This is a genomic window from Paenibacillus sp. RS8, from assembly GCF_041956825.1.
Classification (GTDB): domain Bacteria; phylum Bacillota; class Bacilli; order Paenibacillales; family Paenibacillaceae; genus Paenibacillus_AQ.
In genome coordinates this window covers 4,852,084-4,877,328 of record NZ_CP168131.1, presented here as the reverse complement: position 1 = coordinate 4,877,328, position 25,245 = coordinate 4,852,084, and the positions used below count along the sequence as shown (strand labels likewise).

The 25,245-nt window shown below is 39.8% G+C and carries 32 protein-coding genes; 5 read left to right on the top strand and 27 right to left on the bottom strand.

All coding sequences use genetic code 11. The features are described 5' to 3' along the window. Positions 1-77: 77 nt before the first annotated feature. Both ACDZ28_RS23140 and msrA read right to left on the bottom strand, forming a co-directional pair. A complete protein-coding gene (locus tag ACDZ28_RS23140; RefSeq protein WP_042127481.1) occupies positions 78-1,268 on the bottom strand; it encodes an ArsR family transcriptional regulator in 1,191 nt (396 codons plus the stop codon). Positions 1,269-1,443: 175 nt separating this feature from the next. Beyond that, on the bottom strand, positions 1,444-1,956 hold the full coding sequence (msrA, locus tag ACDZ28_RS23135) for a peptide-methionine (S)-S-oxide reductase MsrA (protein WP_042127479.1): 513 nt from the start codon (positions 1,954-1,956) through the stop codon (positions 1,444-1,446). A 162-nt stretch (positions 1,957-2,118) separates the two neighbouring features. Here msrA and ACDZ28_RS23130 point away from each other — a divergent pair, with 162 nt between their 5' ends. Next, a complete protein-coding gene (locus tag ACDZ28_RS23130; RefSeq protein ID WP_042127476.1) occupies positions 2,119-3,027 on the top strand; it encodes an aldo/keto reductase in 909 nt (302 codons plus the stop codon). A 55-nt stretch (positions 3,028-3,082) separates the two neighbouring features. Here ACDZ28_RS23130 and ACDZ28_RS23125 read toward each other — a convergent pair whose 3' ends face one another. From ACDZ28_RS23125 to ACDZ28_RS23005, 25 genes are all read right to left on the bottom strand, one after another. Further along, positions 3,083-3,889: a class I SAM-dependent methyltransferase gene (locus tag ACDZ28_RS23125; RefSeq protein ID WP_375102845.1), complete on the bottom strand. Its 807-nt coding sequence runs from the start codon at positions 3,887-3,889 to the stop codon at positions 3,083-3,085. 56 nt (positions 3,890-3,945) lie between these two features. Then, positions 3,946-4,575, bottom strand: coding sequence for a class I SAM-dependent methyltransferase (locus ACDZ28_RS23120; protein WP_375102844.1), 630 nt, complete (start codon positions 4,573-4,575; stop codon positions 3,946-3,948). Positions 4,576-4,649: 74 nt separating this feature from the next. Continuing rightward, the gene (locus ACDZ28_RS23115) at positions 4,650-5,048 is read right to left on the bottom strand and encodes an Rrf2 family transcriptional regulator (protein ID WP_042127470.1); all 399 of its coding nucleotides are present in this window, start codon (positions 5,046-5,048) and stop codon (positions 4,650-4,652) included. Positions 5,049-5,155: 107 nt separating this feature from the next. Next, positions 5,156-5,683 (bottom strand): N-acetyltransferase, encoded by a 528-nt coding sequence (locus tag ACDZ28_RS23110; RefSeq protein ID WP_042127468.1) that lies wholly within the window; start codon positions 5,681-5,683, stop codon positions 5,156-5,158. A gap of 33 nt (positions 5,684-5,716) precedes the next feature. Beyond that, a complete protein-coding gene (locus ACDZ28_RS23105; protein WP_042127466.1) occupies positions 5,717-6,121 on the bottom strand; it encodes a hypothetical protein in 405 nt (134 codons plus the stop codon). A gap of 67 nt (positions 6,122-6,188) precedes the next feature. Then, positions 6,189-6,986, bottom strand: coding sequence for a DUF817 domain-containing protein (locus tag ACDZ28_RS23100; protein ID WP_375102843.1), 798 nt, complete (start codon positions 6,984-6,986; stop codon positions 6,189-6,191). A gap of 1 nt (position 6,987) precedes the next feature. Then, on the bottom strand, positions 6,988-7,194 hold the full coding sequence (locus ACDZ28_RS23095; RefSeq protein WP_042127462.1) for a helix-turn-helix transcriptional regulator: 207 nt from the start codon (positions 7,192-7,194) through the stop codon (positions 6,988-6,990). Positions 7,195-7,204: 10 nt separating this feature from the next. Beyond that, the gene (locus tag ACDZ28_RS23090; RefSeq protein ID WP_042127460.1) at positions 7,205-7,678 is read right to left on the bottom strand and encodes a DUF2975 domain-containing protein; all 474 of its coding nucleotides are present in this window, start codon (positions 7,676-7,678) and stop codon (positions 7,205-7,207) included. Between the two features lie 203 nt (positions 7,679-7,881). After that, positions 7,882-8,097 (bottom strand): helix-turn-helix transcriptional regulator, encoded by a 216-nt coding sequence (locus ACDZ28_RS23085; RefSeq protein ID WP_042127458.1) that lies wholly within the window; start codon positions 8,095-8,097, stop codon positions 7,882-7,884. Positions 8,098-8,107: 10 nt separating this feature from the next. After that, positions 8,108-8,590, bottom strand: coding sequence for a DUF2975 domain-containing protein (locus ACDZ28_RS23080; RefSeq protein ID WP_076298949.1), 483 nt, complete (start codon positions 8,588-8,590; stop codon positions 8,108-8,110). Between the two features lie 219 nt (positions 8,591-8,809). Beyond that, positions 8,810-10,009, bottom strand: a complete 1,200-nt coding sequence (locus ACDZ28_RS23075) for a hypothetical protein (protein WP_375102842.1) — start codon at positions 10,007-10,009, stop codon at positions 8,810-8,812. Positions 10,010-10,033: 24 nt separating this feature from the next. Next, positions 10,034-10,879, bottom strand: coding sequence for a hypothetical protein (locus ACDZ28_RS23070; RefSeq protein ID WP_375102841.1), 846 nt, complete (start codon positions 10,877-10,879; stop codon positions 10,034-10,036). Beyond that, a complete protein-coding gene (locus tag ACDZ28_RS23065) occupies positions 10,876-11,562 on the bottom strand; it encodes an ATP-binding cassette domain-containing protein (RefSeq protein WP_375102840.1) in 687 nt (228 codons plus the stop codon). The genes ACDZ28_RS23070 and ACDZ28_RS23065 overlap by 4 nt, the downstream gene beginning before the upstream one ends. Beyond that, positions 11,559-11,969, bottom strand: coding sequence for a GntR family transcriptional regulator (locus ACDZ28_RS23060; protein ID WP_375102839.1), 411 nt, complete (start codon positions 11,967-11,969; stop codon positions 11,559-11,561). The genes ACDZ28_RS23065 and ACDZ28_RS23060 overlap by 4 nt, the downstream gene beginning before the upstream one ends. 234 nt (positions 11,970-12,203) lie before the next feature. Further along, positions 12,204-12,467: a CDP-alcohol phosphatidyltransferase family protein gene (locus ACDZ28_RS23055; protein ID WP_081954080.1), complete on the bottom strand. Its 264-nt coding sequence runs from the start codon at positions 12,465-12,467 to the stop codon at positions 12,204-12,206. Between the two features lie 8 nt (positions 12,468-12,475). Further along, positions 12,476-13,138, bottom strand: a complete 663-nt coding sequence (locus tag ACDZ28_RS23050; protein WP_375102838.1) for a uridine kinase — start codon at positions 13,136-13,138, stop codon at positions 12,476-12,478. 40 nt (positions 13,139-13,178) lie between these two features. Continuing rightward, a complete protein-coding gene (locus ACDZ28_RS23045) occupies positions 13,179-13,415 on the bottom strand; it encodes a DUF3977 family protein (protein ID WP_375102837.1) in 237 nt (78 codons plus the stop codon). A gap of 155 nt (positions 13,416-13,570) precedes the next feature. Next, positions 13,571-14,227 carry a CatB-related O-acetyltransferase gene (locus ACDZ28_RS23040; protein WP_042127439.1) on the bottom strand — a complete coding sequence of 219 codons (657 nt, stop codon included), beginning with the start codon at positions 14,225-14,227 and terminating at the stop codon, positions 13,571-13,573. 174 nt (positions 14,228-14,401) lie between these two features. Then, positions 14,402-14,869 (bottom strand): DUF2691 family protein, encoded by a 468-nt coding sequence (locus ACDZ28_RS23035; RefSeq protein ID WP_042127437.1) that lies wholly within the window; start codon positions 14,867-14,869, stop codon positions 14,402-14,404. 121 nt (positions 14,870-14,990) lie between these two features. After that, positions 14,991-16,487, bottom strand: a complete 1,497-nt coding sequence (locus tag ACDZ28_RS23030; protein WP_375102836.1) for a malate:quinone oxidoreductase — start codon at positions 16,485-16,487, stop codon at positions 14,991-14,993. A gap of 246 nt (positions 16,488-16,733) precedes the next feature. Beyond that, positions 16,734-16,994 (bottom strand): hypothetical protein, encoded by a 261-nt coding sequence (locus ACDZ28_RS23025; RefSeq protein WP_339290956.1) that lies wholly within the window; start codon positions 16,992-16,994, stop codon positions 16,734-16,736. 205 nt (positions 16,995-17,199) lie between these two features. After that, positions 17,200-18,201, bottom strand: a complete 1,002-nt coding sequence (locus tag ACDZ28_RS23020) for a Gfo/Idh/MocA family protein (RefSeq protein ID WP_375102835.1) — start codon at positions 18,199-18,201, stop codon at positions 17,200-17,202. A 31-nt stretch (positions 18,202-18,232) separates the two neighbouring features. Beyond that, positions 18,233-19,321 (bottom strand): Gfo/Idh/MocA family protein, encoded by a 1,089-nt coding sequence (locus tag ACDZ28_RS23015; protein ID WP_375102834.1) that lies wholly within the window; start codon positions 19,319-19,321, stop codon positions 18,233-18,235. Between the two features lie 30 nt (positions 19,322-19,351). Next, on the bottom strand, positions 19,352-20,113 hold the full coding sequence (locus tag ACDZ28_RS23010; RefSeq protein WP_339290950.1) for a sugar phosphate isomerase/epimerase: 762 nt from the start codon (positions 20,111-20,113) through the stop codon (positions 19,352-19,354). Between the two features lie 24 nt (positions 20,114-20,137). After that, positions 20,138-21,301 carry a Gfo/Idh/MocA family protein gene (locus tag ACDZ28_RS23005; RefSeq protein WP_375102833.1) on the bottom strand — a complete coding sequence of 388 codons (1,164 nt, stop codon included), beginning with the start codon at positions 21,299-21,301 and terminating at the stop codon, positions 20,138-20,140. A gap of 155 nt (positions 21,302-21,456) precedes the next feature. Here ACDZ28_RS23005 and ACDZ28_RS23000 point away from each other — a divergent pair, with 155 nt between their 5' ends. The 4 genes from ACDZ28_RS23000 (at position 21,457) to ACDZ28_RS22985 (ending at position 25,227) form a co-directional block, all read left to right on the top strand. Next, positions 21,457-22,293 (top strand): AraC family transcriptional regulator, encoded by an 837-nt coding sequence (locus ACDZ28_RS23000; RefSeq protein ID WP_339290948.1) that lies wholly within the window; start codon positions 21,457-21,459, stop codon positions 22,291-22,293. Positions 22,294-22,360: 67 nt separating this feature from the next. Further along, entirely contained in the window at positions 22,361-22,792 is a 432-nt protein-coding gene (locus ACDZ28_RS22995; protein WP_375102832.1) for a GNAT family N-acetyltransferase, read from the top strand. A 29-nt stretch (positions 22,793-22,821) separates the two neighbouring features. Then, the gene (locus ACDZ28_RS22990) at positions 22,822-23,712 is read left to right on the top strand and encodes a LysR family transcriptional regulator (RefSeq protein ID WP_375102831.1); all 891 of its coding nucleotides are present in this window, start codon (positions 22,822-22,824) and stop codon (positions 23,710-23,712) included. 354 nt (positions 23,713-24,066) lie between these two features. After that, positions 24,067-25,227, top strand: a complete 1,161-nt coding sequence (locus ACDZ28_RS22985; protein ID WP_042127419.1) for an asparaginase — start codon at positions 24,067-24,069, stop codon at positions 25,225-25,227. Positions 25,228-25,245: the final 18 nt, after the last annotated feature.

Genomic DNA, 25,245 nt, shown 5'->3' with positions numbered 1-25,245 from the left:
GGCCTAGTTCTTCTTATTATACAAAATAACACAGAACAAGCCGACATCGTCGCTATTGATGCCAGCCTGTCGTACTCTTAGTGACCGGAATGCGGATTGCCTCCTGCAGCCGGTGAAATTTCCAGCATATCATCAATTTCGCTTTGGGCATTTTCTTTTATTACATTGCTGTCTCCAGTTATCCATGCATGGTTATAGGGTCCTTCTGCTGGTGAATCTTGAAATTTGGGTTGAAGGGTCATCATATATTCCATCACTGCATCTGGCAGCCCGTCTTTTTCCGTAAAAATAAGCGGTGCGTGTTTCCCTAAATGTGAAAAAGGTGCAGCGGCGATCGCCAACATCGTTGAATCGGTAGTCAACAAAGACAAGTTATGTCCAGGTGTCGTTATGCCCCAACCGAAACCGTTGCTGGCATCCTTAAAAGTAGCAAAAGCAATGGCATTCTCATAAATGTCTTTTCCAGCTATACGGGTTACTGTGCCGAATTCCTGTAATTGCTTTTCTACTGCTGTAGATACAACTTTTTCAGGTCCTAAGATATAAATCGTAGCCGAACCACCACGCTCTTTCAAAGCATCAACTGTAGGGGCGGGAATTTCATCTTTTGTTACATAGAGAAGCGGCTCCGGCATATGGGCGATCCAGTTCACTGCAGGCAGTGTGTACTCAGGACTATCCATAGAACCTACAATGACTGACTTTGGAAGCTCACCGGAAGCTTTTGCATAATAAGTATCAATGGTTTGCGCTACAGCTGCCGGCTCGTCCCCTTCAATTCGGTCTACTTTCAGATCCAGTGTCTTTAATTGTTGTTCCACATTGGAAGCCATGGGTCCGACGAGCACTACTTGTACACCATTATTACCTTCAGCGCCTAAAGGATTCAATCGCTTAAGCTCTGCTAACGTTGCCTCGGGGACACCCTCTTTCGTTGTAAAAAGAATAGGACCATTGTTCGGATGATGAATCAAATCCGCGCTGACCGCGGCAATCTGCCAATTGCTCATATCCGTTAATACTACACTTGAAGGACTATTGTTCTTGGTCTGTGCCGTCCATAACGTTTGAGAGACTATAACGGCTGCCTCTATAGGGTCAGAAGTGTTAATACGTGTAGTGTTTTTTGTTGCTATCCAGGGTTGATCCAGGGTTGAAGTAACAGCTTGCTTATCTGAACCAGAATTGGCTTTATCGCTCGATTGACAGCCAGCTAACACTGCACTTAGTAGCATTGTAACAGCAACTATGGGTATGATTTTTTTCATTCTAAACCCTCCATTTTGATTTTCTCGCTTGATTTAGAGTAGTTTAGTCTATAAATGTGTAGAAAGTATGTAGAATTTAAAATATATAAAATTTGTATATTGATGCAAAAAGAGCATCCGTAAGTCACAAACGACTTAAGATGCTCTTTTTACTTTAGAAACACTATTTAAGTGATTACCAGTGTTTAGCGATAAAGGTATCCCGTCCGGATTGCTCACGATCCTCTTTATAATGCTTGGGGTTCTTGTGATGATAGTCCTGATGATACTCTTCCGCTCGATAAAAGGTTGGCGCAGGAAGGATTTCCGTCACGACGGGTCCTGAGAATCTGCCACTGACAGCCACCTGCTCCTTCGAGGCAAGGGCTGCTAAACGTTGTTCTTCGTTATAGTAAAAAATGGCTGTCCGGTATTGTGTTCCTCTATCCTGAAATTGTCCACCATCATCCGTGGGATCAATCTGAGGCCAATATAATTCAAGCAGCCTCTCGTATGAAAAAAGCGCCGGATCAAACGTAATTTGTACCACCTCGTAATGTCCTGTTGTTCCTGTTTTGACTTCTTCGTAAGTTGGGTTCTCGGTTAATCCTCCAGCATATCCCGATACAATCCCTTGGATACCTGGTAACTCCTCAAACGGTGTAACCATGCACCAAAAACAACCACCTGCAAACATTGCTTGTTCCATATGTTCAAGTCTCTCCCTATCCATCATCATCTAGTAAATAACATATGCTATGACGATAATCCTTATAGGTTATAAAGTCAAAGGAAATAACCATTAATATTCGAATTCAATGCATTAAAACGTTATAATATGATCATCAACGGAATTAGAAAGGAATAACCTATGAATAAAAATCGCTTGGGTCAGTCCGATTTGTATGTAAGTGAAGTAGGACTCGGGTGCATGTCCTTAGGTACGGACGAGGCAAAGGCCATTTCCATCGTCCATGAAGCGCTCGATCAAGGCATTAACTTTTTAGATACAGCCGATCTGTATGATGAGGGTCGTAATGAAGAGATCATTGGTAAGGCGATTCGTCACCGCCGCGAAGAGGTAATATTAAGTACAAAAGTGGGCAACCGCAGAATTCCAGGTCAAGAAGGCTGGAGCTGGGATGCATCGAAATCCTATATCAAATCTGCAGTCAAAGACAGTTTAAGACGCCTCCAAACAGATTATATCGATCTGTATCAGCTGCATGGCGGAACGATTGATGATCCGATGGATGAGACCATTGAAGCCTTTGAAGAACTTAAACAAGAGGGTCTAATTCGATATTATGGAATCTCTTCTATTCGTCCTAATGTCATTAGAGAATATGTAAAAAGATCAAACATAGTCAGTGTAATGAGCCAATACAGCATCTTAGATCGACGGCCTGAGGAAGAAATTCTCCCTCTGCTGGCCGGGCATGGAATCAGTCTAATTGCCCGAGGTCCTTTGGCGGGTGGCATTCTTTCCGAAAATGGCCGCAGCAAAGCAGAGAAAAAGTACTTAGATTACAGTAGTGATGAGCTTCTACAATTGCATGATCAGCTTTCGCAACAAAAGAGTGACTCTCGAACCCTAGCACAAACGGCACTGCATTATCCATTAGATCATCCATCTGTGGCAGTTATTATCCCAGGAGCGAGTAACATGGAGCAATTGAAGAATAATGTAACGGCTGTTAAGTCTCCCCCTCTAACTTCAGAGGAAATCGAAACGATCCGCGGGTTGAGTAAAGCGAACCGCTACACACTACATTTGTAAAGTAATCAGTCATTTATAAAATTAAGAGCGTCAGTTAAGAAACTGACGCTCTTTTTTATTTTCTTTTACCGATGTATAACAAATGTGATGATATGCCTAAGATTGAGGGATCGTTTGCTTTGGAGATGAGGAAATTTATCAAACGCTCATTCCCCTCTTGTCGGGTCCAAAACTGCTGCTGTTCAGCAGTTAACATGGCTGCAATGCTTGATGATCCAATTAAATCTATAGATTCAAATCCATTCGTTTCCATGAAAGGCTGAATCTCATCAATATTAAAATAATAAGCACCTGTAAACCGGCCCTTGTCACTATGATTAAAGATTCCATTCTCAAAGAATTCATTAATGGTGTTCATATTGTCGTTCGGTTTCCACTGCTGCGGGGATTGTAAGGAATTAATGGTCATTCTCATTCGACTTTGAAAAGCCACAAATACTAGACCGTCCTGTTTGGTCACGCGATGCAACTCTTTTACAGCTGAAATTCGTTCCTCTTCCTTCTGCAAATGATACAAAGGACCAAGCATCAATGAAACATCATAATTCTCATTAGGTATTCCTTCTAAATCAATAGCATTTAAGTTATGAAACCCGTCAAATTGCTCAGTTAATTCTAGTTCAGCTGCCTTTTCCATTGCTACTTCAACTAATTTAGGTGTGATATCTGAAAGGGTTACTGTATATCCGAGCTTAGCCAGTTCCATCGCATATTTACCGGGTCCTGCGCCATTATCCAGCACCTTTCCAGCTGACGGCATATATTTCTTGATATAATGAAGATTAATAATGAACTCTAAGGGTTCTCTATCCAGCCTGCCCCACTCATCAAAGCTAGAGTAATAATCAATAATATTGCTCATCAATATAACACCTGCCTTCTTTTGAAAACTATTATCTCCGATATACCAAATTTATACTATAGATCTTTCTTACATTTTACCATTAAAAAATTGATTGAAGGTTTATTGATCATGTCCTTGTGCGGCTCGTCAATTTCAGAGAACTCAACTAGTCCATAGGTTTCAAACTCTTGTGTAATGGATTCAGCATCATAAAAAAATATTTTTACACCATAATCTGTCTCGTAATAATTTTTATCCAATAGAGTACCTTTTCCAAACATAGGAGCTTTTTTCGAAACCGTTGTAAAAATCATATAACCACCTGGCTTTAACTGGTTGTAGCAATCCTTAATGAACTTTTCTCTTTCACTTTTATTCAACAAATGAATAAGACCATGGCAAAATATACCCTCATAACGTTTGTTATCAAAAGGCATGTCAGTCACTGAACCATGATAAATGCTAATATCAAGCCCATTTTCTCTCGCCAAATCAATCGCCGTTTGTGAAATCTCAATACCTGTAACTTTTATTCCACTCTCAACAAAAACCTTTGCATTTCTACCATATCCAATACCCGGTACCAATATGTCCTTAATGTTCTTTTCAAGGAAAAAGTCTTTAGTGGCGATTGCGGAGTCTGCAGGTTCAAATCCCCACATCGTTTGTTTTTCGATAAAGCTTGATTCCCAGAATTCCGTCATATTTCATTCTCCTTTATATTAAAGTTATTACGGACTTATATTATCTTTAATTGTTTCCAAAAAAGAACGGATCATTACTCCGTCTTCATTGTTTTCGCCAAATCTGCAATTTTCTTGTTCTCCAAGTACTGCTCCATCTGTCTTTCAGCGTCAATCACAACCTGTTGAATCAGGCACTCGCTACCGTGATCCAGGCTACATTCGAATAAAGATGCAGTCCCTTCGATCGCATGGATAATATCCAGAAAAGAGATCTCTTCGGACTTCCTTCTGAGACGATAGCCACCGTTTGCGCCGGGTGCAGATTGAATCAATCCAGCCTTCACTAGCTTGGTCATCATTTTGGACAGATAGGTTTGTGAAACACCCAGCTTCTCAGCAAGCAATTGAACACCTACGGGCTTATCGGACGCTGCCGTCACCAGATACAGCATTGCATGAAGCGCATAGTCTGTCGCTTGGGAATATTTCATTAAGCACCTCCATTAACGACTTTGAAAATCCATAATAACTCTAATCATTAAAAAAGACAAGCATATACAATGTGTGCTATCAGTTACCCAAACTGTATTAGTATAACTTACAATTTGCTCTGTAAATCTTTAGTTAAATAAAGTAATAGATCATCATCGACCATGACGGGTTGTCCTGGTATGACAGGAACATTATTATACATCATTCCTCTACCGTCTAAAATGTAACCGCGAGCAGTATACATTCTTTGCGCATTACCGTAATCCTTATAGAGGCCTACCCCTAACCCAATAAATCTAAAGTCCTTAGCCGCAATACGTTCTAATTCATCAAACAATTTGCTCGCAATCTGCTTTCTTCTATACTCGGGAAAGATATTCAGATCGTTAATTTCCGGGATGTGATCCTCACGAAAAAAAGGATATTTTGATTCATAGAGTAAATGGCAACATCCTGCTACGGAATCATTGTAATGCGCAATTAAGGTTACCCTTTTATTCGTTTGATTCTCTTTTAGACATTGACGATAGTAATCTCCGCGTTGATACCATCCAAAGTGTTCAGCAAATTTAAAATCTAGGATTTCAGCTTCTTCGATTGTGGTAAGCCTAGTAATGCTTATTACTTCTTTCATCTTTTCCCCTCCATCTCTCAAGTTCATACGACTCTATTTAGTTTCCCTTACAATAGGCTCCGATGTTGAAATAATATCAACGACATGGTCAATACAACAGATCCCATAATGCTTATACGGTCTTACAAAATCCTTTGATGCGAATATTCCATAAGAAATAAAATCAAGATACCTTGATTTCTTATAAATCCTAAATGTTTTTCCGTCAAATTCCTCATAATCATCCCTAGAAGTAAAGAATTCATTTCTAACCGAATATGCAATATAGGAGTGAAAATCCACTTGTATTATTGGAGAGCTCTTTTCGTTAACCATAAGTGGCTCAGTGATATCACTAGCTTTGCTTTTACAAAAAGATAGCCTTAGTTGATTTACCTCTGGCTCTATTAGACCAAAGAAAAACACATCCTGCAATTCTTTTAAATCTGTATAATTCATCTCATCGCCTCCTCATCACTAATTTATTCTCATGCCATGTTCTACGATTTCTTTTGAAGCTGATACGCTACTCTTTCACTTTACGGTTAGCTTTTACATGCTTGAGTTGAGCAACTATAATGACACTAATAATAACCAGAAGGAACCATGAACTGATCTTACTGACACTAACCACATGCCATACCTGATTCTGATCAGGATATTTCCAACCATTAAAGAATGTAGCGATGTTCTCAGCTAACCAGATGAAAAAACCTACTAAGAAAAATGCCAGTGTCAAGGGCATCCGATAAGTAGTGGTTCGTACCCGATAAATGATCCAAGTTTTCCAAAAAACAATGAGTACAAGCCCCTTTAGCCACCAGCGAAAATCAGGAATGAAGTGATGCGTGAAAAAGTTCAGATAGATAGCTGCTCCGAGCGACCCAGCAGCAGCAAGTCCCGGCCAACCGGTCATATCCATCTTCAGTCTACGCCAAATTTGACACATATAGCTCGCTACGCTCGCGTACATAAACCCGCTATACAGTGGCACTCCAAACACCTTGGTTAGCCCGGGTTCAGGATATGACCATGACCCCATTCTTATCTTATAAATTTCCAGCAATAAACCAATAATGTGAAATACACAAATGACTTTAATTTCATCTAGCGTCTCTAATCCAGTACGGTACATAAGATATTGAACGGTAAGCAATATAATAAGAATGGCATCATATCGGTAAATGTAAGGCAGATCTATTACGTTAGAGAGCGCTAAAGTCCCAAAGATCGCAATAGGAAATATGCAACTCATCGCCTGATGGTAGCCAAAATGCAGAAGCTGCGTTATTGATTTCAATGATGCTCTCTCCTTTCCAGTCATGCTACTCTTTTCGGTATTCTAAAATATCTCCAGGCTGACATTCTAAAGCTTTACAAATCGCATCAAACGTCGATAATCGGATCGCTTTTGCTTTTCCATTTTTCAATATAGAAAGATTAGCCATTGTAATGCCAACCCTTTCAGTAAGCTCTGTAACGCTCATTTTCCTTTTAGCTAACATCACATCAATATTCACTATAATCGCCATTATTTTCACCTCAGACGGTTAAGTCATTTTCTGATTTTATTTCTATGGCATTTTTCAAAAGCTTTTGAAGAACAGCAGCAAAGACCGCAATTACAATTGGAGCACAAGTCATGACAAGTCCGAGTACTATTAAGCCTGGTGCATCAGCTTCCTGTGCCATTTCGTAAATAAGTGGCATACCCGCCGCATATAAGATACTGATGATGATTGCACAGTAAATTATATTTTTTAAAGCCTTAATGGATAATTCTGAGAACGCTTTGTTCTTGTCTATGAAGCTTAGAAGTCTTAACGCCTGATATAAAGCTACAAAATAGGCTATCACCGTTACATACACCCCTATAAGAACGGGATAAACCAAATACACCGGATAATCTCCAGCTGCTTTGTTAGGTATCGTAGGTAACCAAAAAATACACAAAGCAAGAACCGGAAGTCCAATAAGAATTACAACCATCTTTAAAAAGAGTGTTTCTCGTTTCATAAGCTGCACCTCACAAAGTTAATAATCTGGATTCAATTTATCATATAATTTATCGTAATTCAATATATTTTCATTGTATAACAATTATTATTTATCATTAATACATCCCCTATTATTTTTCACCTCTAATTATTGCACATCAAAAAGGCCCCCTTCTCATAAAGATTGAGAAAAGAGCCACGCCTCTACTATTCATTTATTTCTTAAGTCTCCTCGTCACTTTTATATTCTAAAATATCGCCAGGCTGACAATCTAAAGCTTTGCAGATCGCCTCTAATGTTGATAATCGAACCGCTTTCGCCTTTCCATTTTTCAATATAGACAGGTTAGCCATTGTTATTCCAACCCGCTCCGAAAGCTCGGTCACGCTCATTTTTCTTTTAGCCAGCATCACGTCAATATTAATAATAATCGCCATTGTTTTCTCCTCAGACTGTTAAGTCATTTTCTGATTTTATATCAATAGCTTCCTTCAAAAGCTTTTGGAGCACCGCAGCAAACACTGCAATCACCATGGAAGCAAAAATCACAACCACCCCAATGACAATGAACCCCGGGGCATCATCTCTCTCCGCGACGAGATAGAAAAGTGGCAATCCCACAACATAAATTCCACTGATTGCAATTGCACAGTTCCTGATATTTTTTAATACCTTTACAGATAATTCTGAGAAAGCGTTGTTGTTGTCAATATACCCTAACAGTTTGATCGCTTGATACAATGCAAAGTAAAAAGGTATCGCCGATGCATATAAATCAATGTACAAGAGATATTTAATATAGGTTTGATCAGGGTATAATTCTGCTGCATAATTCGAAATCGCAGGCACGAAAATTATACACAACGCAAGAACTGGAAGTCCAATAAGAACAACTGCTATCCTTAAAAAAAGCGTTGATCCAAGTTTCATAAAACACACCTCACAAAGTTATTTTCAAAATTGAATCTAACATATAGTTTATCGTTTTACAATATATTTTAATCGAAAAATAGTGTTTAATGACTGTTATAAATTTCACGACTAAAAGGCCGAGCTAATTGACTATTAAAAGTCATTAGCCCGGCCTTTGTCACCTTTTCATATCTCTTTATGTCTCTTTATATTTAATTTTTTATTCTAAAAACAATGCTAGAACTGACCGAGATCGATAAAATTCAAATCCATGTTAGCTTCATCTTCAGCCTGATTTGCGGCCTCTGTTGATATTACTTTTCCTTCGTACTCAAGGTTACCGCTTGTCAAATTGAATACATATAGACGATTACCTTTGAAATTCTTATAACCCATAATATAGAGATGGTCTTGTTTAAAAGCATAGGTAATGTTTTCACTTAAATCTATAGTTGTATTCTTCAGAATAGCCTCATATTCTTTTCTCACGAGATCGTAAGAAATAACAGTGAATCCTATATTCTCCTTACTCGACACGGCTTTTTGCAGGAAATAAATTTTCTGTCCATAGGCATACATAATATTATTCAATAACATTTCATGCCCTTGGAATGTGAGTGGAGTGATTTGTCCTGTCTTAACATCCACTTGATATGCCTTTCTATGATTATCTCTACTAATCCTTAAAATCCATTGCTCAGTGTGCTCCAGATTTTGATTGGCTAGCCATGCATATTGAGTATCCCCGTCTGCTGCTACAGATTTACCGCCTGGTAACGCGAGCGGCTCATTCTTAATCTCTTTTGTGGCTAGATTGACACGGAGGATCTGCGGTTCAGAAACATAACCTTTGGCACTGTGATTCATAAACACCATAGCAACAAGCTGCTGATCAATAAGCTGTACATTTTGTACATACATATCTGAAATATCATGATCTATATTGATATCGGATGTGATTTCAAGCGTATTGTTCTTCTGCTTGTTGAGTACAGAAATACTAAGCTTTGCATATTTCTTCGCTGATGAATCATTTGATCGCTTCATATCTACTGTCGCCTTAACATAAGCAAGCATTTCCTCATTCTCATAGAAACCAGATGTGTTTGTCTTACCGCGCATGAACTGACGATGCTCTTCAATCCACTGATCCAATTGCGTTTTCATTGGTCTTCGATTTAAGCTTTGGCTAATTGCCGACTTTTCATCTGGATAATCTGTACCATTTGTCGTGATATAAGCTCTTTTGATACCAAAAGTACTATCCTTAATCACGTAGTTTCCGTATACCGCTATACCTTCAACGAGGGAAGCATCCCCTTGAACCGTCGTCAGCTTATAATTAGGTGGTGTCTCTTGTGAAGCTTGCACATAATACGTCCCGATTGTAACAACCGCGAACACTACAAGAACGGCGGTAACCATATATTTTCTCATTTCCTAACCTCCATACCCCTTCAATTATACCGATATTTTTTTACGCAATAGATACAAGCTGTACCAAAGCGAACCTCCAACAATGATCACTATTAATCCGAGACAAGCGCCTATGATTTCACCTGGATAGAAATAGCTATCGTAACTGCTATAACCCATAAGAAATGGTATTGAGGCTAGTCCAGCCAGAACCGCTAAATATAGTACGATAAAGCCAATCCCTTTCAGTCTGTAGCTCCGCTCGATTAGAATCACTGTGAACAAGACGATCAAGCCAATAATGCCCAGTCCATAGTATAGTACAAACTCAGAAAAGTAGGGCGGAACCAAAACTTTAAGCACAGTAGGATACTTCAAAAAATCAAATACCGAGATGTTCCGATATAATTCAGCAGGGAGAATCGACTGTGCTATCAAACGCTCCAGTGGAACAAGGATAATTTGCAGGGCGACAAGTCCAAATGCGAATAGCAAGATCGTAACCAGCTTGGCAAAATACAAATACGCCCGATTGGAGGGCAACGTGAGCAGGCGATATACTACCGTATTTTTACCTCTCCAGTCGCGGTACCAAATGAAGCAGCTATATATCAGCAACACTGTGATGCTCAAAAATATGGGTCCGAAATATAGAAGTCCATTATAGCGAGCATACATCATACTGTTTAGCTGAATATTTCCAGTCACATTGTGATATTGCTCAAGGGTCCATTGATTCACTCTCATTGCCTCATTCGCAGAATCCAGCCAATGATTAGCACCGAGGGTGACTGCTACAAGTTGCAAGGCGACTGTCAGCAACATGAGTCCAATATATATTTTGGCAAATCGGTTCATTTCAAAATTCAATAGCTTTACAAAAGCTCTCATTTTATGTACACCTCTCTCATTACGTCCGTAATGGACTTACCTTCTTGCTCGCGAACTTCTTCACAGTAGAATTCACGTTCTACCTTCCCGTGCTGTAGCAAGACCGCTTTATCAATTAAATGCTCAATATCGTTAATTTCATGAGTTGTAATAATCACACCACGATCCTCGATCAATTCACTCGTGAACACATCAGTAATTTGCTCGCGGCTGAACATATCAATCCCCGAGAACGGTTCGTCCATTAGGATGTAATCACAATCCAAGGCAAGTCCGAGCAACAAATTTAACTTCGCAGCCATCCCCTTTGACAATGAGGATACGCGATCTTTAGAGCTCAGTTGGAAGAACTTAAGCAATTCCTCTGCACGTTCAGCGTTCCAATTCCGATAAAAGTCAGTCATAAAGCTGAAGCAATCAGCAATTCGCATATTGGAGGGCATCGTTAACGAATCTGGAATAAAAGTCATTTTCTCATACATCGCAGGTGTTAGTGATGCATTATCTATTAAGACTTCACCTTTGTATGGTGTCAGTCCCATGATGGACTTCAGCACCGTTGACTTTCCGACACCATTGATTCCGATCAGGCAGGTGATCTCTCCCTTGGCAGCAGTAAAGCTAACGCCATTTAGTACCTTCTTGAATCCATAATTCTTCACCATCTGATTCACTTGGATCATCTTGTGTCACCACCCTCTGGAGATCGTTCTATTGTATATTTTGTCTTTATGATGTCTACCAGTTCTTCAACTGGAATTTGAATATTTCGAATGGAACCGATGAATACATCCACTGCACTTTCGATTAATTCAGCACGAATCGAGCTTAGTATTTGCTGATCCTGTGTAATTCTACTTGGGGAATTCCCTTCTGTTACGATCAAACCCTGTTCCTCCATTTCCTTATATGCCTTCTGTGCCGTGTTCGCATTAATCTTCATTACTGATGCCAGTTCACGCCGTGAAGGAATCTTGTCTCCTGCTCCGATTTGCCCTGTAGCAATCTGTTCTTTAAAGTAACGGACAACTTGAATATATACCGGTTCACGAATATTAAAGCTGACACCTGATTTTTGTTCTTCTGTCATACAACCAACTCCATATACTAAGTGTGTGTACTAAGTGGTTCATACATCTTACTTATGTACTATACGTGTAATACACTTTTGTGTCAATAGTTCGGATTTGAGGTTAGACTTGGCATACACACGCAAGGGCAATGGGTTTATTTACAGTGAAAAAAGGCGAATTCTTACTCGAAATGGAGTGAGAATTCGCCTTTATCTATTTGGTTGCGTTACTCGGCAACCTTTTTATCGAGCTCATGCTTCTAATTTTAAAAAACGATAGTTATTTCTTATGTAGTTAAATCCTGAATAGATAGTTATGACCAGTGAAATATAGATTAGGATTTGATTGATAGGTATATTCGTAATCACTTCCCTCGCTACAATAACTAAAGCAACCCATGCGTATAACATCTGCTGACTTACCAGTAGAATCAACGCAGCAGAAATGGGCAACTTATCCGCTAATGGATCAAGTAACTTTCCAAGGTTCGTAACCTGATTATACTTCCTTGCAATATACCCATCTAGTTTGTCGGTGGCTTTTCCCTCCTACATTCATTTTCAAGAATATAACCTTCATTGGAATTTTTTATAATGATATCAAAGTTTCGATGAAAAGGATGCATAAATAACTCATATTGAATTCTACGGTCTTCATGTGATTTCCTTAAATATTTGATGTCTGTTCCTCTTTCAGAGACATCACGTGTACTCCTTCTCATCAATTCAGTGTCTCCATCCGTATATAAGTAAACCTTCAGATCAAACAAATTCGGGTCTGCAAAAGCAACGCTCATGCCCTCTACAATATTCACTCTGTTTTGTGAAGCTATCATTGTACTCTTTAAATAATTGGTGTCTATTGTATAAAAATCTAAACCATCTCGCATCATTCGGATGTCTCTCTCTAGAGCAGATATATTATGAGCAGAAGGATGACAAGCTGTCATTTTATTACGATGACGTTCATTGCTATATTCATAATCGATTACAGTGTACTTTCTAAGATGTGAGCCGATAATATAGGGATCAGTATTCATATAATTCACCTTCTCATGACCCAGACGCTTTAAAAGATTATGGGCAAATGTTGTCTTTCCAGATGCACCATGACCCGAAATCCCAATAGTAACTCTTTTTTCCTCACTGCTTATCAAATTGGCTATTTCATTTAATATTTTATCCATAGTTTCCTCCATCTTGTCGTTATATGTATGCTCCTTTATTCTAGAGACTTGTTATACCAAAAATAATTTTAAACGCGTTATAACTTTTCTTACTTATTTTAAAACCTTGTTTTAAGTCTAGGACTACTACAGTTTTACCAATCCAAATCCTGAAATATAGAGAATGGAACCTTACCGGTTTCACAATTCCTTTTTCTTCAAATTCATTTCCATCCTCTAACTCCGTTTCGGTTCTAATAAACCATGTATTGCCTAGACCAAATTCAATATATTTCATATATCTAGCACACTTTCCTCCCAAGAGATTAGATGAGCCCATTCATATTATCATACTAATTAGGATTAATCTGGTAAAGAACAATTATTGTTAAACTGCCTTAACTGATAAAAGAACAGGCTGCCGAATAATTGCGGCAGCCTGTTCTGATTGTGTTATGAAATTATTTCCCTTAGATAAAACTCATATAATTGATCAATCGATGAACTTGAAAAGATAGACGTAGCTTGTTCTATTTTCTCACGTTTCCAATCAAACCAACGCATTTCCTTTAACTTTTCGATTTCACGATCTGTAAATCTTTTTCTAATCTCTTTAGCAGGATTGCCACCTACTATTGTATATGGTGGAACGTCTTTTACAACAACCGAGCCTGCCGCAACAATAGCACCTTCACCTATTTTCACACCTGGCATAATCATTGCATTCATCCCAATCCAAGCATCACTTTCTATGATCGTATCCCCTTTGGGTTCGTAAGAGGTTTCAATCTGGTCCACAAAAGGATACACGGTAATCCATTCAGGATGATGATTGTGATTACCACCCATTAAAATAATTACACCACTTGCAATACAAACATAATTTCCTATAATCAATTTATCTAAATGCCACCCAAAATCTTCGATCGGGTTAAATAACTTTCTTGACGTTTCGTCTCCCCAAAGATATCTGACGCACCCGTCTTCAAAATGATGATTATCGTAATACCCAGAGTAGTACGAGTAATCCCCTACCTCAATCATTGGGTTGGTGACAATATCCTTTAAATACTTCGTTTCTGACCAGTGGTTAAACAACTGTTGTTTCATTCTTTTCCCTCGCTTCTAAGTAATTTATAGCATTTATACTTAGAAGCTTGATACAGTAGCGACATTCTTAAACCGTTTCAAACGACGAACCATCGTCCTCATCCTTTTCCTAATTGATGGGGCCATTGTAACAAACGATTGATTTGTTCGTCAAATCAACCTTACGGTTTCCATCTACCATATTGATAATCTTGTTCTGAAGTCATTCTCATTCGTAATGTACTGAACATCTTCATATCCATTTGAAATCGCGTTATGGTACAGTGCTTCAAGCTTCCCTTGGTCTTTACAATAAACTGTAGCATATTCACAATCGACGACTAAAAGTACAAGCTGGCAATCACTATTTAAGAACTCCTCATAGGTCTGAACATCAATTACATCCTTCTCTCGTAGAAAAGCCTTGAAGTTCGCAAAAATGATATAGTATTCGTTATTCTCCAACAGTTCTTTCAGGACTCTGCCGTCCATTCCATATATGTCTTCATGGAACATGAGCTCCCCTAATGTATCGTTTTGGATAAAATAAGACTCCTCGCCACCTATATACCAATTGAATGATTCGATATTAAATGGCTTTAATAGATCTCCAAGTATTTTCCCGTATTCATTAGGAATCTTAAAAATGATGCCTCGTTTCATGTGCACTCCCCCCTTCTTTTTTTTTCGAATTCCCTAAACAAAAAACCTATGAATGAAATCCATAGGCTTTCTTGAAGAAAATATCTGTCAATTATCATACTTTCGAGCGATTGATCATTGCTTAACTATGCACTCGCTCTTTTCCACCTAGACCCAATGTAGTTGCCGTTAATGTGTGCACTTCTTGCAAAAGCTCTGGATTTTCCAGTAGTGATAAGCCATAAGAAGGTATCATTTCTTTAATTTTCGGTTCCCACTCTTTTATATGTTGAGGGAAACATTTATTAAGTACTTCAAGCATCACGTGAACAGCCGTAGAAGCACCTGGAGAAGCTCCTAGTAATGCTGCAATCGAACCGTCTTCTGCGCTAATTACCTCTGTACCAAACTGAAGGATTCCTTTGCCGTCATCTGTATCTTTGATAACCTGCACGCGTTGGCCTGCTACGACTAAATCCCAATCTTCGATTTTAGCATTCGGAATAAACTCTCGTAATTCTTCCATACGCTTTTCTTTCGATAACAACACTTGCTCGATCAGGTATTTAGTCAAGGACATGTTCTTTGCACCTGCCGACAGCATTGTTAGGAGATTATCCGGTTTTACGGAAGTTATCAAATCAAACATTGAGCCGGTTTTTAGAAATTTTGGTGAAAAGCCGGCAAACGGTCCAAATAGCAATGATTTTTTGTTGTCTATAAATCTGGTGTCCAGATGCGGAACAGACATAGGAGGCGCTCCAACCTTAGCTTTCCCGTAAACTTTTGCATGATGCTGCTCGATAACTTCTGATTTATTACACACCATAAATATTCCGCTAATCGGGAATCCTCCAATATGTCTCCCTTCAGGAATTCCGGACTTTTGCAGGATATGCAGGCTTCCTCCCCCACCACCGACAAAGACAAATTTTGCATTATGGTGTTCGATGGTTCCGCTGTCGTTTTTCACTTTCAAATCCCACGAGCCATCGCTAGTACGTGTGATTCCATCCACACTATGCTTATAATGAAGGTCAACATTCTTACTCTTTAAATGGTCAAATAAAATGCGCGTTAAAGCACCAAAGTTAACATCCGTGCCAGTGTCAATTTTTGTTGCTGCTATAGGTTCATTCGATGGACGGTCTTTAATAATAAGTGGTATCCATTCCATTAATTTACTGTAATCATCAGAGAATTCCATTCCCTGAAACAAAGGATTTTTTGATAGCGCTTCAAATCTTCTCTTCAAAAAAGCAACATTTTTCTCACCTAATACCAAACTCATATGGGGCAATGGCATGATAAAGTCCTGCGGATTATGTATCAGCTTACGATTTACCAAATAGGACCAAAATTGCAATGAAAGCCGAAACTGTTCATTAATTTGGATAGCTTTACTTATATCTACGGTTCCATCGGATTTTTCGACAGTGTAGTTAAGCTCGCAGAGCGCCGCATGTCCAGTTCCTGCATTATTCCATTCATTCGAGCTTTCCTCACCTGCATTTTCGAGCTTTTCAAACACTTTAATCTTCCAATCCGGCACTAATTCTTTTAAAAGTGTTCCTAAAGTCGCACTCATGATTCCAGCACCAATTAAAATGACGTCTGTTTCAGTTGCACTTTTGCCCATTATTACCATCCTTATCCCCTGAATTTTGCAGAAAGGATGTGGGCGCTCCTTCTTAGGCGTCACACCTTTTCTGTCTCAATTATACCCTTATCCGAGTGTATTACAATTATTTATAAATTTAATATCTACTATTATATGAAAAAAATAAATTATTTAAAAGCTTGCAAAAAAGAGAGAAATAAGTCCTCCAGGTTAAGGAACTTAAGCTACAGCCATAAACCCGCTTCTTGCAAGGATTAATAACAGTTAAGCATTATAAATAAAATAAATGAACATACTGCCCGCAGCAGCAAGATCAACAATTGTCCATAAGAAGCTTTTTCGAATTAGCATGAGTAAAGCAGCGATCACACTAACAAAACAAGCAATGAGCATAATAAAAAAGGTGGTGAATAATCCACCAGAAAGAAACATCAGTACGTATAATATGACAAAGATAAAAACAATGGTCTGCACAATGGAAATTAGTTTGGTGTTCGTTCTAATGTTCTGTAGTATTTTCTCCATATTGTATGCACCCTCCAGATATCTTGCTGTTAATAACCTATACTTACTTTAGATTATTCCACTAAGGAGAATTAATCAAATCTATCTTCCTCTGCAAGTCGTAGTCTTCTTAGTGTTTAACCAAATGTGGGAAGTCCCTAAACACGAAAAAGCTGTCTCATTTGTAGATAAATCTACTTTTGGAACAGCTTTACTATATTAATGATTATTTATTCCTCTGCGATGAGCTGTAAATAGCCTTCACAAGCTCCAGTGCCTTTATCCCTTCAGAACCCTCAATCCAAAACTTTCGTCCACTAAAAATATGGTCATAGAAGTCCTCAATCAGTCTTTTATGCCCAGTCCCCCAATACGACTTTCCTTCGGTAGGACTGAAAATAGGCTGACAAACCAAGCTTTCCTTCCCATCTTTCCAAAGATACAAGTAGTCTCTACGAAGGGTAAGCGTTCCCTCTTCAAAGACTAGCTCCAACTCCACCGGAGAGTTCTCAAGATAGGTATTCGTACCATAAAATAACCCGCGAACATTAGTGGCGAAGTCGATGCAAGCATGTGCGGTATCTTCTACTTCAATGATATCATCCAGCACATCCGTGGTAATACTGCCTTTCACAGAGATTATCTCACCCCCAAACCACTGGAGTAAGTCCAAGGTATGAATGGTCTGATTAATTAGAACCCCTCCGCCTTCCGTGGACCATCTTCCTCTCCAGTTACTATCTCTGTAATAACTTTCGTTTCGGTGCCAGGTTACGATCCCCTTCATACAAAGCAGTTTTCCTAAAGCACCAGAATCAATCGTCTTCTTAATATAGATCGATGCATCATTATAACGGTTCTGGAACACCACACCAAGCTGGCCTGAACTCTTTTCCGCTGCATCCAACATAAGCTTAGCTGAAGGAAGGTCAACGGCGATTGGTTTTTCAGTTAACACATGCTTTCCTGCATGCAATAGCTCTACAGCCATTTCTGCATGAAGATAATGAGGTGTACAGAGATGTACAACGTCAATACGATTATCATTTAGTATTTCCCTATAATCATCAGTGACATGGCAGGCGTATTCTATTCCCGCTTGTTTAGCTTTATCAACATCAATATCTACAACAGTAAGGAGATTTACATCTGTTATAGCTGATATCGCTTTAGCATGGAGAGGATAAATCGCCCCGCAGCCAATAATCGCTGCTCCAAGTGTAGTCATCTATTCCACCCTCCTATAATCGTTCCATTCGCTATTTTAGTTGATCAGGGGTTAGATTCATCGCTTGAGCTTGAGCCATCAGACATAGTTCAGCAGCCTTAAAGACATGTGCCTGTGTCATCGCCTGCTCCGTCCGGTTCAGACAATCAAGGATAAGCTCACCAAAGAACGGAAAACCAACTTTTCCAGCCACATGTTCATAATGCTCCCCTTCTCCGTTCACCCAGTACACATGATCTGTTGTATTTGAACGCCCGACATCAGTATATTTTCGCAATTCAATATAGCCTTCAGTCCCCATGATCATTGTACGTCCATCTCCCCAGGTTCCGAGCCCATCAGGTGTAAACCAATCTACTCGAAAATATTGGGTTGCACCATTGTCCCCGACAAGCGTCGCATCACCAAAGTCCTCCAATTCAGGGTAAGATGGATGATTATAATTAGCTACCTTACTGTGAACAATTGAAGCATCCTGACAATCTGCATAATACAAAAATTGTTCGATTTGATGGCTGCCAATATCACTTAGGATTCCGCCATATTTATCCCGCTTAAAGAACCATTCCGGTCGACTAGAAGCATTTAAACGATGCGGTCCTAATCCAATGACTTGAAGAACACGACCAATCGCCCCCTGGCGGATCAACTGTCCCGCATAGATTGCGCTTTCAACATGAAGACGTTCACTATAGTAAACCATGTACTTTTTATTGGTTGCTGCGACCATAGCTCTAGCATCATCCAGTTGTTCAAGTGTTGTAAAAGGGGTCTTATCCGTAAAATAATCCTTCCCATGAGCCATAACCTTATTTCCTAAAGGTCCTCTCTCTGAAGGAACAGCTGCCGCCGCAATTAAGCGAACCTCTGGATCCCCCAATATTTCATCCATAGACTCAGCAGCCCTAGCTCCAGGATATTTGGCTATGAAAGCTCTAACTTTCTCATCATCCGGATCATATACCCATTTCAACTCTGCCCCTGCCTCAACGAGCCCGTTGCACATTCCGTAAATATGACCGTGATCTAGTGCAATCGCAGCGAAGATGAATTCACCTGGCATTACAATTGGTTTAGCTTCATACGTGGGGGCATAGTTCATTCCATCTTTTCTATTCATCAGAATCCTCCTAATGGCTTCTAAGTGATACTATAAAAGATTAAGCAGATAGCGCAGACTAATCTCCAGACTCTCAAAAGGATCACGACGGCAAACATCTTGCTCCACTACATACCATTCAACACCTGTTCCACGGCAAGCTGTAATAATCTCACCGTAGTTCATATTTCCTTCACCGATCTCAGCAAAGACTTGCTGTCTGTCTATAATCGCCATATCCTTTAAATGCACGACCTGCATTCTGCCTTCAACTTTACGTATCCATTCCACTGGACTTGCCCCGCCTGCCTGAACCCAATATAGATCAAGAATGAAACCAACTGCAGGGTCCGTCTCATTGAGCAATACTTCCATTCCAGTAATACCGTCAAAACGTTCAAATTCAAAATCATGATTATGATAAACAAATTGCAGACCGTGTTGTTCTTTGAGTGTTATCGCAATTTCTGATATCAATTTTGCGAATTTCCGGTAGCTTTCAATTCCAGTACGAAATTCTTCCGGTAAACTTCCAAGTCCAATGTATTTGCACTTCCACAGCTTATGCTCTGCGGCAAGAGCGTCCAGATCATTCACTAACCGCTCCCATGACACATGAGTCGCACATATGGCCAGCCCTGCTTCATCAGCATATTTTTTGACTAGTTTCGGATCAATCGGTCCGATGGATGAAATCTGAATACTCTCATAACCCATTGCTGATACCTTTTGAAAAGTTGTTCTTAAATCCTCCGCCGTTTGAGTAAAATCACGCAATGTGTACATTTGTGCCGCAATCGTTGAACGTTTCATAGGCTTTAACCTCTCTCCTTCGATTTAATGAGTTCCTTTAACATTCAATGTTTTAGATTCTGAGGTTTCCTTTTGGAAAGTCGAATTTTTTACTTTTTCCATTAGTTTCTCATAGAATAAATCTGAATCTATCGGAAGCTCCACCCAATTGTCCGTCCAAGCCGATAAATACATAGCATTCGAAAGCGTTAGCCCTTTAATCCCTTCCTCTCCAGGAGCAAGTAATACCTCATCATGTAAAATGGCATTCGTAAAGTTCCGTAGAATCCCTTTATGTTGCTCCCCTCCGCCATTTTCTACAGGAATCTCACATTTCCAACACTCTGGACTACCGAATCCTCCTGTGAATTCTGCGTTGAACTGAGGCTCAGGTGTACGTAAACGCCAAAAGGTCAGCTTCCCGTCTTCCACTACGATTTTCCCATTATCGCCATTGATTTCAAAACGATTGGTCCCCGGTGCCTCTCCAGTTGTAGTAATAAACAAACCCGTAGCTCCATTCTCATATTCCACATAAGCGGTTACATCATCTTCAACCTCAATGTTGCGATATTTTCCAAAGTGGCAAAATGCTCTTATCCGCTTCGGCATCATGCCTGTTGTCCACTGCCATAAATCTAACTGATGAGGATCTTGATTAAGCAATACCCCACCACCTTCACCCGCCCATGTCGCCCGCCAGCCACCAGAATTATAGTAGTTCTGCGATCTATACCAGGCGGTAATAATCCAATTCGTCCGGCGGATCTCACCTAACTCACCAGACTGAATAAGATCTCTCAGCTTCTGATACAAAGGATTTGTACGCTGATTGTACATGATTCCAAATTTGCGGTCAGACTGTGCTGCAGCATCATTCATCTGTTGAACAGCTTTCGTATAAACACCTGCAGGCTTCTCCACTAGTACATGATAACCATGCTGAAAAGCTTCGATTGCAAGTGTAGGATGATCATAATGCGGAGTACAGATTAATACCGCATCCATGATACGTGACTCGAATAATTCTTTCGGAGTTGAATACTTCCTGACGTTCTCAGGTAATTGCTCTTCAGCCCATTTCAAACGTTCTTCTCTTATATCACATACGGCAGTAAGTTCAGCCCCCTTAATATCACTCAGCAGACTCTGCGCATGTGCCGTTCCCATATTTCCAATGCCAATAATTCCATAACGAACTGTACTCATCTCTGGTCACTTCCTTATTAGTGGTTATGCTTAGAGGATATACTTAATTTATGGACATGAACATGATTGAAATTAAGGTTTATTTGCATTTAAGTAAGATGTTTTAGTTAAATAGAACCGTTATAATGAGGATATACGAGCGTTAAAGGAGTTAGATGATGAACAACCCAGGTAACTTATCAGGACGTCTCCTGCAGAATCTCAAGGTTACTGTGACCCATGCCCAACTGAGTAACAGATATCCCGGATGGAACCGCACGCTGGAAACACCCGCTTTTAATCGGCTATATTATATAGACGGGGGCATGGGAAAAGTTATTATTAACGGGATTACCTATTATCCGAAACCGGGTCAGCTTATGATCATGCCTGCGGGGAGCACACAAACTACCGAAACTTCTATTGATGATCCATATATCCGTTATTACTGCCACTTTGATGCTGATATTGGGGAGTGGCCCTTATTCCATGCAGAGAAAAAATTATACATCTGCGATTCACCTAATCCAGATTCAATAAGGGCAATCTTCATAGAGATGATCGAACAATTTCAAAAGGACGACGTTCTATCTATCCTGCGCACGCAAGCGTGTTTGCTCAATCTCATAGCCACTTGTCTAGAATCGAGCGATAGTAGTGATACAGACTTTATGACTCAATTCATACACACCGGTGACCAAGGCAAGCTGGCTCATGTGCTCCATTACATCGATAAATATCTGAATAAGCCCATAGAGATTGATGACTTAGCAGAGCTTGTCCACCTCCACCCGAACTATTTCATTCCTTATTTCAAAAGATTCATGGGGGTGACTCCTATGCACTATGTTCAATTGAAACGTATGGAGCATGCCAAAAGACAGCTTTCTTACACAGATTTCAGTATTTCGGATATTGCGGAGCAAGTCGGCATGGAATTAGCTCATTTCTCTAAGTATTTTAAAAAGACAATGGGTCTTTCCCCATCCGCTTATCGGAATAGTACAAAGTAGCTTATTAGAGGTGTTCCTCTGTAAAAGATGAAATATAATAAAGACTTACTTCATTTTAAGGCGGTGAATGAACATACTTATTAGAACAGCAACAATAGACGATACGCAAGAGATTGCAAGACTATCCAGTGAACTCGGTTATCCTTTAAATATCGAGCAACTAGAAGAAAGAATTCCAGAGATAAGTAATCGTAAAGATCATGTTATTTATGTAGCAGAGTCGGATAGGCAATTAATAGGATGGATTCATGCCAGTGTGCGATTGTTAATTGAATCTCCACCCTTTGTTGAGATTGGTGGTTTAGTGGTCGATCAGCAACATCGCGGAGTAGGGACCGGTAAACAACTTGTTGAAGCCTGTGAACGCTGGGCAGCACAAATTGGAGTGAACAAATTAAGAGTTCGTACAAACCAAACTAGGGAAGATGCCGTACGTTTTTACACACGAATTGGATTCTCACAAAAGAAGGCTCAGTTCGTACTTGATAAGAAACTTTAATACATTTGGACTTTCAGAGAGGGATTTTTATGATTGTTGATACATTACGGGTATTCGTTACTGTAGCTGAGCAAAGCCATTTCTCTAAAGCAGGAGAATTACTAAATCTATCTCAACCCGGTGTCAGTCTACATATCCGGAATCTTGAGAATGAACTAGGCGCAAAGCTTCTGCATCGGTCTCCGAAACAAGTGAGATTAACCGAAGCAGGTGCAATTCTTTATAAACACGCCAAGCAAATATTGGCCCACTTTGAAGAAGCTCATCAGGAAATACAAATGCTACAGGATGAGGTAACTGGCAGTATACATATTGGAGCGAGCTTTACAATTGGAGAATATATATTACCCTCAAGACTTGCGGAATTTGCAAATCAGTACCCGCAAGTTAAGCTTCAAGTGACAATCGGTAATACCGAAGAAATTATTGGTGGTGTAAGATCTAATGAATTGGACATAGGCTTTATCGAAGGAGAAGCCCATGAGAATGATCTGATCGTCACACCTTACATGAAGGACGAGATGATTATCGTCTCCCCTGCCGATCACCCTTTGTCAAAAAGGGGGGCTGTCGAGCAAAGCATGCTGCAAAATCAGGTTTGGGTACTGAGAGAGCCTGGCTCTGGAACGCGTGCTTTTAGTGATCATTTCATTCAAGAAGAAGAGATATTTGTCAAAAGATCATATGTTTTCAACAGTAGTCAAGGAGTTAAAGAAGCGGTCTCCTCCGGTTTGGGAATCGCTATGCTCTCCAGATGGATTGTGCGTAAAGAATTAGCATGTGGTGAAATCTATGAACTTCCCATCAAACATCACCATCTTGAAAGACAATTTTCTATCATCCGCCATAAAGAAAGTTCCTCCTCCATGGCCACCAATGTGTTTATACAAAAACTACTAGTCTCTAGAAAAGACATGTAGTCAGGCCGCCGAGAAAGTTTCGGCAGCAAATTTATAGATTAGCAACGCCGGACAATCTCACAAAGATAGTCCGGCATTTTGTTATTTATTAGATTCATAAACCTCGCAAGTTTAGTGTTATAAAATATAACATAACTATTATATTTTACTTCAAAAGTTGATTAATAAAATTCATATAATATATAAGCAATAGATAGAAAATCGGCATAAATAGTAGATTTAAGCGTTTTATCAGCATGTAAGTAAACTTGTCGTAATAATATATTCATAGATATAATCCAATCACGAACCACCTATATGTAATATAAAATAACATATAAGTGAAAGTACATACTCAAATGGGAGGCTACATCTATGAATGGATTTCAATCAAAGCTCGCCAAAACTACTGTTGCCGCAGGACTCACTTTCACACTACTCTTCTCCGCTTCAACAATGCTTCCCGTTTCTACCACTTACGCTGCAGAGGTTACCCAAACGATTGAAGGAACAGTTAAGCTTCCAAAGGTCCAAGTCATAGCAACCGGTGGTACGATTGCCGGTAAATCTGTGGATGAGACCAGCTTTCAGAATTATAAAGCCGGGACTTTGTTAATGGAGGATATGGTCAAGGCGCTGCCTAACCTTAAAAAGTTCGCCGATGTAACTAGCTATCAATTTGGGAATGCAGGCTCTGGCTCGTATACCATGCAACAACTATATGATCTCTCCTTAAATGTAGATAAAGCACTAGAAACCCAAGACGGTATCGTTGTTACTACAGGTACAGATACGATGGAGGAAATTGCTTATTTCCTTGATCTTACTGTTCGCAGCTCCAAACCTGTCGTGGTAACTGGTTCTATGCGTCCATGGACTGTTATCGGAAGTGACGCTCAGGCTAATCTATTCAATGCTATTAAACTAGCTGCTAGTGGAAAAACGAAATATTACGGTACTGTACTCATGTTAAATGACGAGATTCATACAGCTAGAGAGGTTACCAAGACGAATGCCTATCGTACTGACACTTTTGAAAGTCCGCAACTAGGTATCCTCGGATATATCGATGAAAATAATATTAGAATATATCGTGCGAACTCCAGAGCGCTATTGACCGCTGACAAATGGGCAACACCATTCGATCTAACTAAGATTAAGAGCAGCGATATGCCGAAGGTTGAAATTGCTTATGCCTACCAAGATGCGGGTGCAGGAGCAATTAAAGGTTTCGTCCAAGACGGAGCAAAAGGTATCGTTACTTCAGGCACAGGGGCCGGTGGCGTATCCAAAGCGATGGGAGAAGCTCGTACAAAGGCTATTAAGGAAAACGGAGTGATCTTCGTAGCTACCACTCGTACGGGTTCCGGTTCTAACTATACATCAAGTGACGGCATAATTGCCGGAGACAACCTGAACGCAGCACATGCCCGAATTCTACTAGAACTGGCACTGTCATTCAGTAGCGATTTCAACACAATTAAAGGCTGGTTTGACACATATGGCTCAGGCCAAGTTACCATAGCTGACAAATAAGGACAGTCTATTACTCAC